At 56.1% G+C, this 16430-nt stretch carries 15 protein-coding genes and 1 pseudogene; 11 read left to right on the plus strand and 5 right to left on the minus strand.

The window, feature by feature from the left end; genetic code table 11:
• Positions 1-148: 148 nt before the first annotated feature.
• The 7 genes and pseudogenes from VEV40_RS03700 to VEV40_RS03735 all read left to right on the plus strand — a co-directional run bounded on the left by VEV40_RS03700 (position 149) and on the right by VEV40_RS03735 (position 5478).
• Complete coding sequence (locus VEV40_RS03700; RefSeq protein WP_324830253.1) at positions 149-685, plus strand: AAA family ATPase; 537 nt, start codon at positions 149-151, stop codon at positions 683-685.
• A 222-nt stretch (positions 686-907) separates the two neighbouring features.
• Entirely contained in the window at positions 908-2050 is a 1143-nt protein-coding gene (gene nadA, locus VEV40_RS03705) for a quinolinate synthase NadA (RefSeq protein ID WP_324830254.1), read from the plus strand.
• Between the two features lie 71 nt (positions 2051-2121).
• Complete coding sequence (locus VEV40_RS03710; protein WP_324830255.1) at positions 2122-2550, plus strand: DUF2203 domain-containing protein; 429 nt, start codon at positions 2122-2124, stop codon at positions 2548-2550.
• A gap of 169 nt (positions 2551-2719) precedes the next feature.
• Complete coding sequence (locus VEV40_RS03715) at positions 2720-3154, plus strand: Fur family transcriptional regulator (RefSeq protein WP_324830256.1); 435 nt, start codon at positions 2720-2722, stop codon at positions 3152-3154.
• 159 nt (positions 3155-3313) lie between these two features.
• Positions 3314-3849 (plus strand): annotated as a pseudogene (locus VEV40_RS03720) (peroxiredoxin).
• Between the two features lie 118 nt (positions 3850-3967).
• On the plus strand, positions 3968-4519 hold the full coding sequence (locus VEV40_RS03730; protein ID WP_324830260.1) for a carboxymuconolactone decarboxylase family protein: 552 nt from the start codon (positions 3968-3970) through the stop codon (positions 4517-4519).
• Positions 4520-4554: 35 nt separating this feature from the next.
• A complete protein-coding gene (locus VEV40_RS03735) occupies positions 4555-5478 on the plus strand; it encodes an Fpg/Nei family DNA glycosylase (protein WP_324830261.1) in 924 nt (307 codons plus the stop codon).
• 18 nt (positions 5479-5496) lie between these two features.
• Here the strand turns inward: VEV40_RS03735 and VEV40_RS03740 are convergent, their stop codons facing one another.
• Together VEV40_RS03740 and VEV40_RS03745 are read right to left on the minus strand one after the other, a co-directional pair.
• Positions 5497-6195 carry a hypothetical protein gene (locus VEV40_RS03740; protein WP_324830262.1) on the minus strand — a complete coding sequence of 233 codons (699 nt, stop codon included), beginning with the start codon at positions 6193-6195 and terminating at the stop codon, positions 5497-5499.
• Between the two features lie 217 nt (positions 6196-6412).
• Positions 6413-7414 carry a M28 family peptidase gene (locus VEV40_RS03745; protein WP_324830263.1) on the minus strand — a complete coding sequence of 334 codons (1002 nt, stop codon included), beginning with the start codon at positions 7412-7414 and terminating at the stop codon, positions 6413-6415.
• A gap of 56 nt (positions 7415-7470) precedes the next feature.
• Here VEV40_RS03745 and VEV40_RS03750 point away from each other — a divergent pair, with 56 nt between their 5' ends.
• The gene (locus tag VEV40_RS03750; protein ID WP_324830265.1) at positions 7471-8610 is read left to right on the plus strand and encodes a lactonase family protein; all 1140 of its coding nucleotides are present in this window, start codon (positions 7471-7473) and stop codon (positions 8608-8610) included.
• A gap of 62 nt (positions 8611-8672) precedes the next feature.
• On the opposite strand, the gene VEV40_RS03755 is transcribed toward VEV40_RS03750, so the two are convergent.
• On the minus strand, positions 8673-11339 hold the full coding sequence (locus tag VEV40_RS03755; RefSeq protein WP_324830266.1) for an ABC transporter permease: 2667 nt from the start codon (positions 11337-11339) through the stop codon (positions 8673-8675).
• Positions 11340-11344: 5 nt separating this feature from the next.
• Positions 11345-11830 (minus strand): PadR family transcriptional regulator, encoded by a 486-nt coding sequence (locus tag VEV40_RS03760; RefSeq protein ID WP_324830267.1) that lies wholly within the window; start codon positions 11828-11830, stop codon positions 11345-11347.
• Between the two features lie 63 nt (positions 11831-11893).
• On the opposite strand from VEV40_RS03760, the gene VEV40_RS03765 reads away from it, so the two are divergent.
• On the plus strand, positions 11894-12988 hold the full coding sequence (locus VEV40_RS03765) for a glycoside hydrolase family 88/105 protein (protein WP_324830268.1): 1095 nt from the start codon (positions 11894-11896) through the stop codon (positions 12986-12988).
• Positions 12989-13022: 34 nt separating this feature from the next.
• On the opposite strand, the gene VEV40_RS03770 is transcribed toward VEV40_RS03765, so the two are convergent.
• Entirely contained in the window at positions 13023-14228 is a 1206-nt protein-coding gene (locus tag VEV40_RS03770; protein WP_324830269.1) for a carboxypeptidase-like regulatory domain-containing protein, read from the minus strand.
• Between the two features lie 281 nt (positions 14229-14509).
• On the opposite strand from VEV40_RS03770, the gene VEV40_RS03775 reads away from it, so the two are divergent.
• Both VEV40_RS03775 and VEV40_RS03780 read left to right on the plus strand, forming a co-directional pair.
• The gene (locus tag VEV40_RS03775) at positions 14510-15589 is read left to right on the plus strand and encodes an AI-2E family transporter (protein WP_324830270.1); all 1080 of its coding nucleotides are present in this window, start codon (positions 14510-14512) and stop codon (positions 15587-15589) included.
• Between the two features lie 137 nt (positions 15590-15726).
• Positions 15727-16430, plus strand: a 704-nt coding sequence (locus tag VEV40_RS03780; RefSeq protein WP_324830272.1) for an SH3 domain-containing protein, incomplete at its 3' end; no start/stop codon positions are given.

The following is a 16430-nucleotide window of genomic DNA, read 5'->3' on the forward strand; positions in this document are numbered from 1 at the left end:
GCTGGTGCAGCTGATCGACGCGGATGCGCAGGTCTGGATTTCAGCCGCGAAATAGAGCGGTATCCCATATCTCTGCGAGATATGGGGCACCCGGCTTTGCTCGGACGAGTCGTAGGTATCCGGCTCCAGTTTGCTGAAGAAGAATCACATGAGGAGATTCATCATTACAGGTGCGCCCGGTGCGGGGAAGACAGCGATCATTCGTCAGTTGGAACTCGACGGGTTTAGCGTAGTCGAGGAAGCGGCTACGGACGTTATTGCCGCAGCGCAAGCCCAGGGAACGGTCCAGCCCTGGACACATCCCTCGTTCATAGATGTAGTCGCTAATCTGCAAAGAGACCGTCAGATTCGAGCGTCCTATCAGCCGGACGAAGTTCAGTTCCACGATCGTTGCGCTGTATGTACCGTGGCGCTGGCAGTCTATCTCGGATACCCGGTCTCCCCGTTTCTTGCCAGAGAACTGCAGCGCATCAAGGAGGAAGCAATCTACCAGAACCGGGTCTTCTTCATTCGCAATCTTGGCTTTGTTACGCCAACCGAAGCGCGGCGAATCAGCTTTGAGGAAACGGTGCGCTTTGAAAAAATCCATGAAGAGACTTACCGGAACTTCGGCTTCGAACTGGTCCCAGTCGAGCCAGGAAGTGTGATGGAGCGGGTCAGTGCGATCAAGGCGGCGATTTGTTAGTTGAAGCGGATGATTGGGGTCCGGATGCCTTCTGTATTAAAATTGAATGAAATCGGTATGTCCGGCGGGTTTCGCAATTTTGCGACGTTCGCCATGAGGGGCACATCGAATTAACAGGGTTGCAACATCCCCGTGGGCTGGGTGGCCAGCCGCAGCGAGCCCACTGCGACCGTGATTGCTTTCAACATCCCCGTCCAAATTTGGACTGAAGGCGGAAGAGACTTGAGTGTATTTGTAGAAGAAGAAGTAGTGTCGGCCCCTGCCGTTGAGCAGGATGTCTGTTCTCTCGATAACTATCTCGTCCAGCCCGATCATGGCATGGATGAGCGCATTGCCGCGGCACGGGCGAAGCTCGGCAAGAGCACCATTTTGCTGGGGCACCATTACCAGCGCGATGAGGTGATCCGGTTTGCGGATTTCACCGGCGACTCCTACAAGCTTTCAAAGATTGCTGCGGAGACAGAGGCGAAGTATCTCGTCTTTTGTGGTGTGCATTTTATGGCGGAGAGTGCGGATGTCCTGGGGCGGGACGACCAAAAAGTGATTTTGCCTGACCTGAATGCCGGCTGCTCGATGGCCGATATGGCGGAGATCGGGCAGGTGGAAGCCTGCTGGGATTCGCTGATGGCCGCCGGGTTGACTCCGGATGAAGTTCTGCCCATCACTTATATGAACTCGACGGCTGCGATCAAGGCCTTCTGCGGCGAGCGCCGCGGGCTGGTTTGCACTTCATCGAATGCGGGGAAGGCTTTTGACTGGGCTTTTGCGCGCGCGGAGAAGATTCTGTTTCTGCCGGACCAGCATCTGGGGCGCAACACAGCGTTTGCGATGGGGATTCCGCTGAGTGAAATGGTGGTGTGGGATCCATACCGGATCAATGGCGGACTGACGCCGGCGCGGCTGAAGGCGGCGAAGATCATTCTGTGGAAGGGGCACTGCTCTGTGCATCAGCGCTTTCTCCCTGAACATGTGGACAAAGTCCGCGCGAAGTATCCGGGGATACAGGTGATTGTGCATCCGGAGTGCCGCTGGGAGGTTTGCCAAAAGGCCGATGCTCTGGGCTCGACGGAGCGGCTGATTCATCTGGTTGAGAGCGCGCCCGAGGGCACGATGTTTGCCATTGGGACGGAGATTCATCTGGTGAATCGGCTGGCGAAACAGTTTGCGCCGAAGGGCAAGCGCATCATCACGCTCGACGACACGGGCTGCCTCTGCACGACGATGTACAGGATCAGTCCGCAGCACCTGGCCTGGGCGCTGGAGAACCTGGTTGAGGGCCATGTCGTGAACCGGATTCAGGTCCGCGATGACGTGAAGCACTGGGCGCGGGTTGCTTTGGATCGAATGCTGGAGATTCGGGCTTAACTTCAATCCCACATCTCTACGAGATGTGGGGCACCCAATACATGCCTATGATTCGGGCTTAAAATAAACCCATGAAGACCTTCAGCCTTGATGAGGCGCAATCGCTGCTGCCGGTGCTTGAATCACTGCTGAAGCGTGCCATCGAGGGCAAGAAATTCGCGGAAGAGAAAGAGGCGAAGCTGCAGGAACTGCGGCAGCGCATATTTCTTTCCGGCGGCATGCAGGTGAATGTGGTCTCCACCCTGCGCCAGCGAGCGGAGATTGACAAGCTGGTGCAGCAGGCCAAGGACGCTGTGGCCGAGATCGATTCCATCGGCGTGCAGGTGAAGGACCTGGAGACCGGGCTGCTTGATTTTCCTCACATGGTTGATGGGGAGATTGTTCTGCTTTGCTGGAGGATGGGCGAGTCGCGCATCGATTACTGGCATACGGTGGATGCCGGGTTCCGCGGGCGTCAGCCGATCGATGAGCGGTTCGGGCGGAGCAAACGGCCGAATTAAGACGAGCCTCTCGCAACGATTTCATACACAATACAGATATGTATACCTGGCAGAGGAACAGCAGGTCCTTCGACTGCGCTCCACTCCGTTCCGCTCCGCTCAGGATGACAAATCTTTAAATAATCCTGAATTTTGACAAACAATAATAATTATTGTTTAATATAAATTGATGAGCGCGACTGAGATCAGAGAGTTTCGTGAGATGTGCGAGAGCGCCGGGCTTGCGGTGACGCACCAGCGGCAGGTTCTCTACGAAATTCTCAAAAATATGCACGGGCACCCCAGCCCGGAAGAGGTCTATGCGCGGGTAAAGCGCAGGATCCCGTCGATCTCGTTGGCGACGGTTTACAAGAACCTTCATCTGTTCATCGAGAGTGGCATTTTTCACGAGGTGAGCCTGCATCACGGCTCGCTGCGTGTGGAGACGAACCACAGGCCGCATCATCATCTGGTTTGCACGCGGTGCAAGTCCATTTCCGACATTGACGCAAAAGAGCTGGGACCGGCCGCGAAACACGTCAGGCTCCCCGGCGGCTTTCTGGCGCAGCGCTACGCCGTGGATGTGCTGGGGCTGTGCGCGGAATGCCAGCGGAAGCCCGATTAAAAGTTTTGCTTTATTTCCGGGGCTAAAGACCCTTAGGTTGAGCATTGGTTCACCGGGCTAAAGCCCGGTGCTTCTACCCAGAAAGTATCGTGAAGCATGTAGTAGAGTCGATTTTTCTTATTCCACCATTTCATACCAACTTATTTAAAGGAGTCATACATGTTAGGTGTAGGCGAGAAGTTTCCTGTCTATTCAGTTACCGCGACCGTGAGCCGCGACAAGAACCAGGCGTTTGAAACCATTACGAACGAGAGCTACCCGGGCAAGTGGAAGGTGTATTTCTTCTGGCCCAAGGACTTCACGTTTGTCTGTCCGACGGAAATTGCCGCTTTCGGAAAGCTCAACAGCGAATTTCAGGACCGCGATACGCAGGTGCTGGGCGGCAGCGTCGATTCCGAGTTTGTGCATCTAGCGTGGCGCAACAACCACGACGATCTAAAGGACTTACCCTTTCCCATGCTCGCCGATGTGAAGCGTGACCTTTGCGAGCAACTCGGCATTCTCGATCCGGCAGCCGGCGTGGCGCAGCGCGCGACGTTCATCGTCGATCCGGAAGGCATTATCCGTTTTGCTATGTGACGGACCTTTCGGTCGGGCGCAATCCGCAGGAAGTGCTGCGCGTGCTGGATGCGCTGCAGACCGATGAGCTTTGCCCCTGTAACTGGCAGAAGGGTGAAGAGACGCTGGTGGCTTAAGCGTTATATCGACGATTAGAGCGGCAATGAATTCCTGAGAGAGCGGAGGGACGCTATGGAAAAGCAGGTCCTTCGCTTCGCTCAGGATGACAATTTGTTTTTGTGAATGGGAAAGAATATGCAACTAGATCAACTGATTGACGAGCTTCCTGGTCATGCGAAGGACCTGAAGCTGAATTACTCAAGCCTGGTGCGACAGAACGTTGAGCTGACGAAGCAGCAGCTTTGGGGCACAGTGGTGGCGAGCGCGATTGCCACGCGCAATCCTGAACTGACGGCGGCGGCGCTGGCGGAGGGCGCGCAGCAGCTATCCGCGCAGGAGCTCGACGCCGCGAAGGCAGCCGCGGCGGTGATGGGAATGAACAATATCTACTACCGCTTCCTCCATCTTTCTTCAAACGAGAAATACTCAACGATTCCGGCCCGGTTGAGGATGAATGTGATGCGGACGCACGGCGTCGATCACAACGATTTCGAGCTATGGTCACTGGCAGTTTCGGCGATCAATGGCTGCGGCAAGTGCGTCGATTCGCATGACAAAGTCGTACGCGAGAAAGGCGTGAGCGAAGAAACGGTGCTGGCAGTAGTGCGCGTTGCTTCGGTGATTCATGCCATCGGGGCAGTCCTCGACGCTGAGCGTATGGCGCAACCCGAGGTGGTTGCCGTTTAAGCCGCGTCATTGTAGAAATTTTAGGGATGTTCTTTATGGGCATCCTTTTTCTTTTGTCTATGCCGGAACTGCCCGATATTGCCGCTTACATGACTGCTTTGGAGCCGCGCATCATTGGCCAGCCGCTGGAACGGGTGCGGGTGGCGAGCGCGTTCCTGCTGCGGACGGCACAGCCTCCGCTGTCAGCCGCTGAGGGTAAGCATGTGCGCGAGCTGCGGCGCATCGGCAAACGCATTGCATTCGGGTTTGAAGATGATTTGTGGCTGGTGCTGCACCTGATGATCGCAGGCCGACTGCACTGGCGCCCGTCAGGGGCGAAACTTGCTGGACGGCAGAATCTGGGGGCGTTTGATTTTCCTGATGGTTCGCTTGTGCTGACGGAGGCGGGGACGAAGCGGCGCGCTTCGCTGCATGTTTTCCATGGCGAAGAGGCCCTCAGTTCGGTCGATCCGGGCGGAATTGAGGTCTTCGAGAGCGATCTCGACACGTTCCGCGCTGCGCTTATGACGGAGAACCGGACGCTGAAGCGGGCGCTGACCGACCCACGGGTGTTGAGCGGAATTGGGAATGCCTATTCAGACGAGATTCTTCATGTGGCGAAGATGTCGCCGATTGCGCTGACGCACAAGCTGAATCCAGAAGAGTGGGAGCGGCTGTACGCTGCGACTCGCGAGACGCTAACGCTCTGGATGGATCGGCTGAAGGCCGAAGCGAAAACTGCTTTTCCGGAAAAGGTCACGGCGTTTCGCAAGGACATGGCCGTGCATGGGCGCTTTGGCGAACCTTGTCCGCGATGCGGCGAGAAGATCCAGCGCATTCGCTATGCGGACAATGAAACGAACTACTGCGCGAAGTGCCAGACCGGCGGGAAAGTGCTCGCCGACCGGAGCCTGTCTCGGCTGCTGGGCAAAGACTGGCCGCGCACGCTGGATGAACTGGAGGCGTTGAAGAAGCGCTAGGGTGCGATGAGCAGCAGCTTAGGCGACATCGATTTGTTTGTTCTGAGAATGAGAGCAGGTCCCTGATTTTGGGCCGCAGGTGAGGGTGATGGGAAGCTCGTTAATTGCTGCCTTGAAAGCGCCGAAGTCTGCGGTACAAACTTCGTGCGTGTAGTTGGGGTCTTTAAAGTAGACAGTCTGGTTCTTTACTCCCGCGATCACGCAGATATGAGCACTCTTCGGTTTCAGGACCGTTACTCCAATCAGCTTGTCCTGTTTCAGTCCTACGGTTTCGCCTGTGTTCTGGATCGTTGTACGAGACAACTCTCCGCCCGTGTACATAGGGCCATGCTCGCGCAAGGCCTTCTCGAGCGTGTTCGGGTCCGCATAGACATCATCAATCTTTGCGCCGATGACGACGAAGCCGGCATCCGGGACGAAGTTAGTGAGCAGGGCCAACCGCTCCATGCCATCCCCTTGAATGCCGTCGAGAATAGCTTTTGCTTTCTCTAATTGCTGGACATAAGGAGCGTATTTCCCGCTGATGCAGTCGTAGACCCTCTTTAGATGGTCGCGATAAAGGCCATGAGGGAAATGTTCATAGTAGTATGGGCTACTCTTGCTGTTCAAATAGTTGATGGATGCCTGGATCTCTTTTGAGACGGTGCCGCTGTTGTCACGCTTGGCTTTCTCTTCAATCTCGCACAACGCTTTGCGCAGACCGTGAAGCGTCTTCATCTGCTTGTAGATTTCGTTGTCTTCCCGTTTTTCAAGCTTCTCATGGAACTTCAGAACAGCTTGGAGGCGTAGTACCAGCAGGTTGGCCCTTTCTGGCCGAAATCGCCGCGCTCGTTGATCCGCGGCAGGTCATACAGTATCGCCATAGAAACCTCTCTTTAGGCGAGCCAAGAATACTACAGATGTTATTCGCAAGTTATCTGGCTATTACCGTGAACTACGGCTTGCCATTAGGGTTCCAGGCTGGCTTCCAGTCGGTGTTAGCGAGCCATTGTATGGGCTTTACCATCGAAGAAATCACGATTGTCATGTAGGGGATGTCGAGCTTGCCGATTTCGTCGCTGGGCTGGTGATAGTCCTTGTGCAGATTGAAGCTGGAGACGGTCTGGGCGATGATGCCGCGCTTGGCCAGCGCGTAATTGTCGGAGCGTCGAAAGAAGTGCTGCTCCGGGTGCGGGTCGGCAGCGAGATGCGCGCCGTGTTTCGCGAGCGTCGGCCCGAGGTTGGAGCGCTCGTATCCGGTAAGCCAGAAATCTCCTGCTGGGGCAGCGGGGTCTGGGCGACCAATCATTTCAAATTCGAGGTTGGCAACGATGTGGTCCAGCGGAAGGGGCGGATGTTCTATAAAGTACCGGTTGCCGAAACCGCCGAGTTCCTCCGAACCGAAAAGCGCAAAAATGATGGTGCGTTTGGGGCGTTTGCCTTGGCTGAGCACACGGGCGAGTTCGATGACGGCGGTTGTGCCCGATGCGTCATCATCGGCGCCGTTGTAGATCGAGTCGCCATTGACAGCGGGACCGATACCGAGGTGGTCGAGATGCGCCGTGAGCAGAATCGCGTCCTGCTGCGTCTTTGGGTCTGAGCCGCGAAGAACGGCTACAGCGTTCCACGTGTCGGTGCGGGGGGTGTCTTCGAATTTTGCCAGATGCTGTTTCACGCGATCGGGCAACGGGTTGGGAAGGGGCGCTTTTTGCAGGAACGTGCCGTTATCGCCGCCAGGCTCGAGGCCGAAGCTTTCGAGCTGCGACGCGACCCAGGTAGCAGCGATGTGCTCATCGCGGGTGGCGCTGCCCCGCCCGTGAAGTTCGTCGGAAGCGAGGAAATTCTCGTCTGCGCGGACGCACTGGTTGCAAAAATTGGCCCGGTCTGCGGCATGGAGGACGCGACAAAAGGGGGCGAGCAGTGATATCACCAAGACAAGACGAAAAACGATACGCATAGTGTGAGCGCAGTATATCGAAACTGTGGGGCATGAGAACGAGAGAGACGGAACGAGTGAGAGTTGGATTAAACGCGCAGTATCTTCAGGTTCTTGGCATGACGGGGTTGCTGGCCCTGTCCTCGTGCGGGGGCAAGTTTTTCCCCGAGCCCTGCACGACGAACTGCAACACAGGTAACAGCGGGAACTACCTGTATGTGGCGAATTCATCGACCGCTGCCAGCTCAGTTGCCGGCTTCACCATCACCACTGCCAATGCGGTGAATGCGCTGGCGAATTCGCCTTACGCGATTGGGCTGCCGCCAAATGCGCTGGCGGTCACACCCAAGAATTCTTTTCTGTATGTAGGGAGTCTTTCCGGCGGCATCTATGCCTACACCATCAATTCGGACGGAACCATCACGATTGCCAACAGCGGCAGTCCGGTTGCGACGGGAGTGAGTCCGATCGCGATGAAAGTGGACCCAACCGGGCAGTGGCTGATTGCGGCAGACCTGAGTCCTGCGGCGTATGTCTTCAGCATCAATGCCGGCACCGGCGCTTTGACCACACAGGGAAATGCACTTCCTTTGGATACGGGCAGCACGAAAAATCTCTACATCACGCCGAACGGGCAGTTTGTGTTCATTTCGCTGGGAACGGGCGGGATCGATATTCTAACTTTCAACTCCACAAGTGGGGTCATCTCCAAGAGCCAGCACTTGAATCCCACAGCGTCCACGAATGGCGATTTCGGTCTAAGTGGAGACCCAAACAGTAAATACCTCTTTGTCACCGAGACGGGAATCAACTCGCTGCGTGTATTCAACATCAACACGACCGGCAGCAGCATACTTACGGAGCTGGCTACTTCGCCCGTGAAGACGGGACAGGGGCCGTCGCAGGTGCTGGTGACAAAGGACGGCAGCTATGTGTACGTGACCAACCGGACAGATGGGACAATCAGCGGCTTCACGCTGACCGCAAATGGGGCGCTAACGCAAATTTCGGGTTCGCCGTTCACAACCGGCACGGCTCCAGTCGATATCGCTGAAGACAAGACCCACGCCTATATCGCGGTTGCATGCGCCAGCGGAAACCCGGACATGCAGGTCTTCAAGGTTGACACGACAACACCTGGGAAACTGGATGCTTTTGCGAGCAAGACGACGGGGACCGATCCGACACTGGCGAGTGCAATTGTGGGAATGAACTGAAGACAGCTAATGCACGCAGGTGAGAGCGGCGGATTCAAGAATCCCAGGGACATTTTGGTCAGCTACTCGTACCGTAATGCTTCCGCAGGATCTATCCGCATGGCTCTGCGCGCCGGAATGTAGCATGCCAGCAGGGCAACACCTGTTAGCCCGAGCGAGACGCCAACCAGCGTTGCCGGATCATTGGGCCGTATGCCATACAACAATGAACTGAGCAGCTGTGTGGCCGCGAAGGCGCCGCCGAGTCCTATAGCCAGACCGATGATGGTTATTAACAACCCCTGTCTAACCACCAGCCTCAAAACGTCTCCCCGCCGCGCGCCCATTGCCATGCGGACTCCTATTTCGTGCGTTCGCTGCGATACTACGTAAGAAATCACTCCAAACAGTCCAATCGCTGTCAGTATCAGGGCAAAGATGCCAGACCCTCCCAGCAGCAACCCCATCGTACGCGCTGGAAACAGAGGGAGAGACATGTACTCCCCGATTGTCTGAAGGTCCGTTGCCGCCATGTTGGGATCCACTACCTGAATCTCGCGACGAATAACGTCCAGCAATGGCTTCGCATCACTAGAGCTGCGCACTACCAGAACGCGGCGAGGCGGCAATTGCATCTGGTAGATGACCGGAATCGGTTCCTCACCAAGAGTGCGATATTTTCCCGTCTTCACGACGCCGATTACCTCGGAGGACGTTTTTTCACTGCCCAGAGTAATGTGCTGTCCGAGAGCATCCTGACCCGGCCACAGCCGGCGCGCCGCAGTTTGGTTGACAATTGCCACATGTGCCGACTCCTCGCTCTCATGCCGGGTAAAATCGCGGCCGCGCAAGAGCGGGACTCCGAGTGACTCAAAATAGTCCGGCGCCACCCGGAATGCATCTACGAGAAGACGATTCTGTTCCGTGTCGTCATGATTTCCTTCGACGACGAATATTGAGTCCCGGGCAGCTCCAAGGGGCAAGTGGTCGACATAGCTGGCCGACACTATGCCAGGCAATGCACGAATATGCACAAGTAATTGCTGATAAAAAGCATCTACTTTCGCTTGAGAGTATCCCAGGCTTCCAGGATCGAGAGTAGCAACTGCTACATGTTGCGTATCGAAACCGGGATCGATCGAGTTGGCGTTGAGCAGGCTTCGTATGCACAAGGTTGCGCCAATCAACAGCACGACGCATGTAGCAATTTCTCCAATCATCAAGAAATTACGCAGGCGGGACTTTCGATAGCTCGCGGACTGCGTTTCTTCCTTGAGTACTGGAACCGTGTCAACCCTGGCGCTGCGAAGCGCCGGGACGATACCGAAGACAGCTCCGGTGATCAGTGAAACCACAACTGTGAACATCAGGACTCGCCAATCGAGCGGAATCCTTAGCGTGATTGGCAGGTCCGCAGGTTTCAGAGTCAGCAGGAGACGCGTGACCCACGAGGCCAGAGCCACTCCCACGCAGCCCCCAATTGAAGAGAGCAATATGCTTTCCACCATCATCTGCCGGATGAGTTGTCCACGCCCAGCGCCCAGTGCCGATCGAATCGCCATTTCCCGTGCGCGCACAGTTGCTCGTACCAACAGAAGACTGGCAGCGTTCACGCAAGCAATCAGGAGTACCAGCACAAATACTGCCATCAACAATCCAGTAAAAGCGCTGACGTAACCGCGATAGGGCCATGGAACAAGCGTCGCGGGAACGACGATCGCATCCAGGTTCTTATTGGTATCGGGATGAGCCTGCTCTACCTGGTGGGCGAGCACATCCATCTCCGCCTTGGCTACATTGGAGCTTGCTCCGGGTGCAAGACGTCCAGCCACAATCAACCAGTTGCTTTGCCGGTTGGTAAGTCTGCCTGTATCGTGGATGATTCGCTCAACCATTGTCAGCGGGGCCCAGAAGTCCGGCTCAATCGCTACCAGCAGGCCAGAAAACCCAGCCGGCGCTACCCCGATGACGCTGAAATTTGTGCCGTTCAGTATCACTGACTTCCCGACAATGTTGGGATCAGAACCCAGGTGTTGCTGCCAGAAAGCGTGACCCAGGACCACCACCGGATGAGGGTTATCCACACGGTCGTCCTCGGCAGAAAATGTACGCCCGAGCGCGGCATTTATGCCGAGAAGTGAGAAAAAATTGCCGGAAACAAGCTGGCCTTGCAGTACTTGTCCCTGTCCGGAGCGGTTCCAGATCACCGACTCCGGGTCTCCATCAAACGCCAGCATTCCCTCAAAGGACCGATTATGGTCCCGATAGTAGGTATAGTCGGGGTAGGTCAGAGGCAGATAGCTCTCGATGCCGGAGGATCCCCGATGATGCAGCCAAAGCTCGCGCAACCTGCCCGGTTCCACTACCCATGTGGGAGGCCGCAGCAGCAAAGTATTGACGAAGCTGAATACCGCGGTATTCATTCCAATGCCGAGAGCCAATGCGACAATCACCGTAACAGTCGAACCGGGATTCTTGCGCAGCATGCGCACTCCGAAGCGGATGTCACGCCACAAAGTGGATAACGATAGAAACGTTCGCGCTTCCCGCTGCCGCTGCTGCAACAAAGCAGTGTTGCCAAATTGCCGCCGTGCCGCAGCAGTTGCATTTTCCGGAGACATACCCTGGCTGACAAATCGCTCGGTCAGCAAGCGCAGGTGCTCCTGCAACTCATCGTCGAACTCTCGATTTGCCTTTCGTTGCCAGAAGAGTGCCTGAACCTTTGCAACAAAAACACGAACAGCGCGCATCGTCCTCATCCTTGTCTTTCCAGCCGCAAAACACGCCCGATTACGCCCGAAAAGCGCTCCCAATTCTCCGTCTCAATCGCCAGCTGTTTCAGCCCTGGTTTGGTGATGGAGTAAAACCGCGCTTTCCGATTGTTTTCTGACGAGCCCCACTTAGAGGCAATCCAACCCTGTTGTTGGAGCCGAATCAGTGATGTGTACACAGTGCCTTCGTTCAGTTGCAGCACATTCTCGCTCAGCTGCTCGATACGCCGCGCAATTCCAAAACCGTGCAAAGGCCCCAGTGCATGAAGAGTCTTCAGGATCATCAGGTCCAGCGTTCCTTGTAAAACTTCAGATTTCCCTTCGTCCATCATTACTCCTTTGGATATTGCAAAGAAGCTACCACAATTCCTTTGGAATGTCCAAATGTCGAAAGAAACTGCTGCCGATGTAAGTTGAGCATTATTGCAGCCGGGCAGTTGCTCGCTCGCTAATTGCGGTTCCGCAGTCATGGCGCCTCGTCCGGAGGGGCCCGCGGAAAGTAATATGGGTGAGGAAATTTTCCTGGAGGCGGAATGAGCTTGAAGCTGGTGTTTGCCGTATGCGTGATGGGGTGCTGTCTGGGCGTGGCCGGAGCGCAGGAGAACTATTTCAGCGATTGGCCTCCGGGCGATTCGCCGCAGGAAGTAGGCAAGCACCTGGCGGAGCACTTTGTCACCAGTCCTCACCAGTACACCAAGACGATTCACTACTCGGAAGTTTGCGCCTGGTATGGAGCGCTGACATTTGCCAATCTGACGCATGACGATGCGCTGCGCGATGAGCTGATCAAGCGGTTCGATCCATTGATGCCGGATGGGGCGGAGGCAGACCGCAGACCGCAGCGGCGGCATGTGGACGATTCCATCTTCGGCGTGGTTCCACTGGAAATTGCGCGGCAGACCAAGGACCCGAAATATCTGAAAGAAGGCGTATGGTGGGCCGACCGGCAGTGGGAGAATCCGCTACCAGACGGACTTTCCGCCGAGACACGGTTCTGGATCGACGATATGTACATGCTGACCATGCTTCAACTTGAGGCGTACCGCGCAACGGGAGACACAAAGTACCTGGATCGGGACGCGAAGGAGATGGTGGCGTATCTGGACAAGCTGCAGCAGCCGAACGGACTGTTTTACCATGCTCCGGATGTGAAGTACTTCTGGGGCCGCGGCGACGGATGGGTGGCGGCGGGCATGGCGGAGATGTTGAGCAGTCTGCCGGAATCGCATCCTGACCGCGCGCGAATCCTCGCGGGCTACAAGCTGATGATGAGCGCGCTTCTGAAGTATCAGGGCAAGGATGGGATGTGGCGGGAGCTGATCGACAAAGATGACGCTTGGCCGGAGAGCTCAAGCTCGGCGATGTTCAGCTTTGCCATGATTACAGGCGTGAAGCATGGGTGGCTGGATGCCGCGACCTACGGCCCTGCGGCCCGCAAAAGCTGGATTGCCGTTGTTGGGTACATAGACCAGAACTACGATGTGACCCAGGTATGCGAGGGCACGGGGAAGAAAGACGACCTGGCCTATTACTATCAGCGGAAGCGGCGGACGGGAGATTTTCACGGCCAGGCCCCGGCGATGTGGGCAGCGGATGCGCTGCTGCGGGACAACACTGAGGGAAAGTGAGGCGTGCGGTTGATTTTGGCGCGAAGCCGCCGAACTATGGAATCGCTTGCGCTTTCTTTGCTGGCTGTTCCGGTACTGCGACCGTTAGTCCGGTAATATCGCCGTCGACATGAATTGCCTGGTCTGTTGACCCATAGCTGTGTAGGAAACGTGTAGTCGTCCTTGCGGGCGGAACACTGCCCGGAGGATTGGGGGTGTCTTCGTATTCGACATCGGAAGCGCTTTTGACTCGGAGAATGTAGTCTCCTTCAGGTACATAGCTGAAGGAGAAGTTACTATCGCCTCTTGCGATATCTGCGCTGGCAGCTTCCGATTTGTCATCAGCATAAAGAAGAGAGATTTTGCCGCTGTTCACAATATGGCCATCGCTGGCCGCTGTGATGACGCCGCGAACGCTGTGCAGTTTGTTGACAGGTATCTGGATGTCTTCTCCGCCTCGGTCTTCGCCCAGCCTGAGCGAAAACGGCGCAGCATCTTTAGCGCGCCATGCGCCACCGGAATAAATGGGCAGTGAATAATCTCCTTCCGACGACATGCCGGTACCACCCTGGCTGAATTCGTATGTCATTCTGGACAGGCGCAGGTTCGTCCGTATTAGGTACTCCTGCGCAGTAAGGCCGCTAATGCGATACGCGCCCCTGTCATCCGTTTTCGCTTGAGTGGACACATCAAACGGGCCGGATTGCATCGGCACCCAATTGTCTTTCTTCCGGACAAGCAGTTGTACTTCCAGGCCGGCGGCTGGGCTGCCGTCATCGAAGAGAACCGTTCCGCTGACAGCCGCGCCTCGCTCAAGCGTGACGTTTACGGAAACGGGCAGATTCGCCTGCACCGTGATGCGTGGGACCACTTTGGCGATCTTCTGTTTAAGGTCCTCGTCCGGTTTCCGCATGTCCGCTGCTGAGATTCCGAGCGCGGCCAGAGGCGACACATAACCCGGCTGTGAAGCAATGACGTAATATGTGCCGGGCGCCACACGCATGATGGAAAAGCTGCCGTCGAGCAGTGTGAGGACAGCCGTCGAGTATGTGGCGTCCGGGCCGTGTTTATCCTGCTGATGCAGATTGCCTGCGTCAGCCGGTTCAAGCATGACGGTCGCTGTGCGTGCCGGTGCGTTTGTATCAGCGCAATAAACATGTCCGGACACGGTGCTCGTGGCGGCATTCTTGTCCGATGTCGTTTGTTGCGCGAACGCGGTCGCCAGAAAAATGAGAAACAGCGCTAATGAGCAACATCTCATGTAACTTGGAAAAATTGCGGAGCCAGTATAGCGCGCGGAAATTGCCAGTGTTTCGATGCTGTTCTCCGACTAAAATTAAGGGCTGAGCGCTGTTGCCCTCTACTCCCGCTGAACACGCATCATTTTTCATTCCGTTCCTCTAGTATTTTCAGCGCATACTGTAGGTTCATTTATGCTTTTTGCGACAGGCGGCTGGCTGCGGTCTTGGCCTCCTCTGAAACATAGCTTGATGTCAGTTCCGGTATCAGTCTTATCCGCTCTCACTCAGGAGGACTTAAGCCGTGGCCATCGAACAATCCCTGAATAAAGATTATGTGCGTCGCGCCCTTGAGGTATCGATCCACGTAGGCTTGCTTGTTCTCCTCACTGCGGCCTGTCTTCTGATTCTGCGTCCGTTTATTCCTCTAGTAGTTTGGGGCATCATCATCGCCATCGCCGTGTATCCCGCATACCGTAGGCTGCGGAGCTGGTTAGGCGGACGCGGGACCTGGGCCGCGGTTCTTTGCACCTTGATTTTCCTGGGGATTTTGATTGTTCCAGTCGCCCTGCTGACGGGAACGCTGATTGACGGCGTCCGCACGCTGAGCACTCATGTTAGGGAGGGGAGTCTCAGTATTCCGCCTCCGCCTGCCAACGTGCGGACCTGGCCCCTTGTCGGGCAGCCGTTGAGCAAAGTTTGGAACATGGCTTCTACGAATCTGACCGGTTTGTTGAAAGATCTCACCCCGCAAATTCGAGGGTTGATTCCCGGGCTGCTCCACACTTCCGCCGATATCGGTTTGACCGTGCTGCAATTCGTCCTCTCGATTCTGGTGGCGGGGTTTCTGTTGGCCCGGACCTCAAGCGGCGTTGCCGTCACGCACTTACTGGCCAATCGCCTTTTTGGCGATCGCGGTCCCGAGTTTGAAGACCTGGCGGGATCTACGATACGGAGCGTTACCAACGGAATTATCGGTGTGGCTGTCATTCAATCTGTTCTTGCCGGCATTGGTTTTTTGGTGGCCGGGCTGCCCGGCGCCGGGTTGTGGACGTTGATCTTTCTCTTCGCCGCAGTGCTTCAAATAGGGGCTCTTGTGCTTATTCCGGCCGTCATTTACATGTTTGCGATCGCAAGTGCTACTAAGGCAGTGATCTTCCTGGTGTGGTGCATCATCGTCGGTCTCATGGACAATGTGCTGAAGCCTCTGCTGCTGGGACGCGGCGTAGCAGTTCCTATAGCGGTAGTTTTTTTAGGCGCCATTGGTGGATTCATTGCAATGGGCATCATAGGGCTCTTCGTCGGCGCCATCATTCTGTCGGTAGGCTATAAGCTTTTTCTCGCATGGCTCGAAGGCCCGGTGGCTGCGAAGCAGGAGAGTTGACCGATAATCTGCCAAATGGACTCTGCGTCAGGTAACTGAATTTGCTACATACCTGAATGACGGGCGAAAGCAGGTTCTTTCGATGCTATTCTCAAAGTAGCGCGGGATGCGGCAGCATGCTTTCCCGCTGAATACGCATGGTTTCTCGCACTTCTCCTCTGGCATTAAAGCGCGTACTCCCAGTCCTTTTGTTGCTTGTTGTGATGGGCGGCTGTAATCGGCTGCGCCCAAAGCCTCCAGTGGAATATGTGTATGTTGTCGCCAAAGAGACATTTCTGCGCGATAGGGTGGCGGCTGTGTCGAACCGCGTGGCCAACGTGATGAATGGGCAACGGCTTGAGGTGGTTGAGAAGGAGCGGCGTTTTCTCAAGGTCAAGACCGACAAGGGTGAGGTCGGCTGGATCGAGGAGCATGGCGTCATCGATCAGGACACGTACCAGCAATTCGCCGATCTGGCAAAACAGCATGCGACTGATCCGGTGATCGCAACGGCGACGTTGCGCGATGATCTCTACCTGCATGTGAAGCCCGGTCGAAAGACCGACCGTTTTTACCTGCTTCCGGAAAATGACAAGCTGCAGATGCTGGTGCGGGCGTCCGTGCCGAAGGATACGCCTCCGCAAGCCGTGCCGGCACCCAAGCCAGTTGTAAAGACAGATGAAGTGAAGGCCGAAACCGCGGCTGCACCCGCGCCTCCGGCGCTGGAAGACTGGTGGCTGGTGCGCGACGCGCAGGGCCGCGTCGGCTGGACGCTTTCCCGTCGACTGGATGTGGATGTGCCGGACAGCATAGCCCAGTACGCCGAAGGACAGCGTATTGTCGGGGCGTATCAGTTGACGAC

Origin of the sequence: Alloacidobacterium sp., from assembly GCF_035631355.1 — a bacterium.
Taxonomy (GTDB): Bacteria; Acidobacteriota; Terriglobia; order Terriglobales; family Acidobacteriaceae; genus Alloacidobacterium.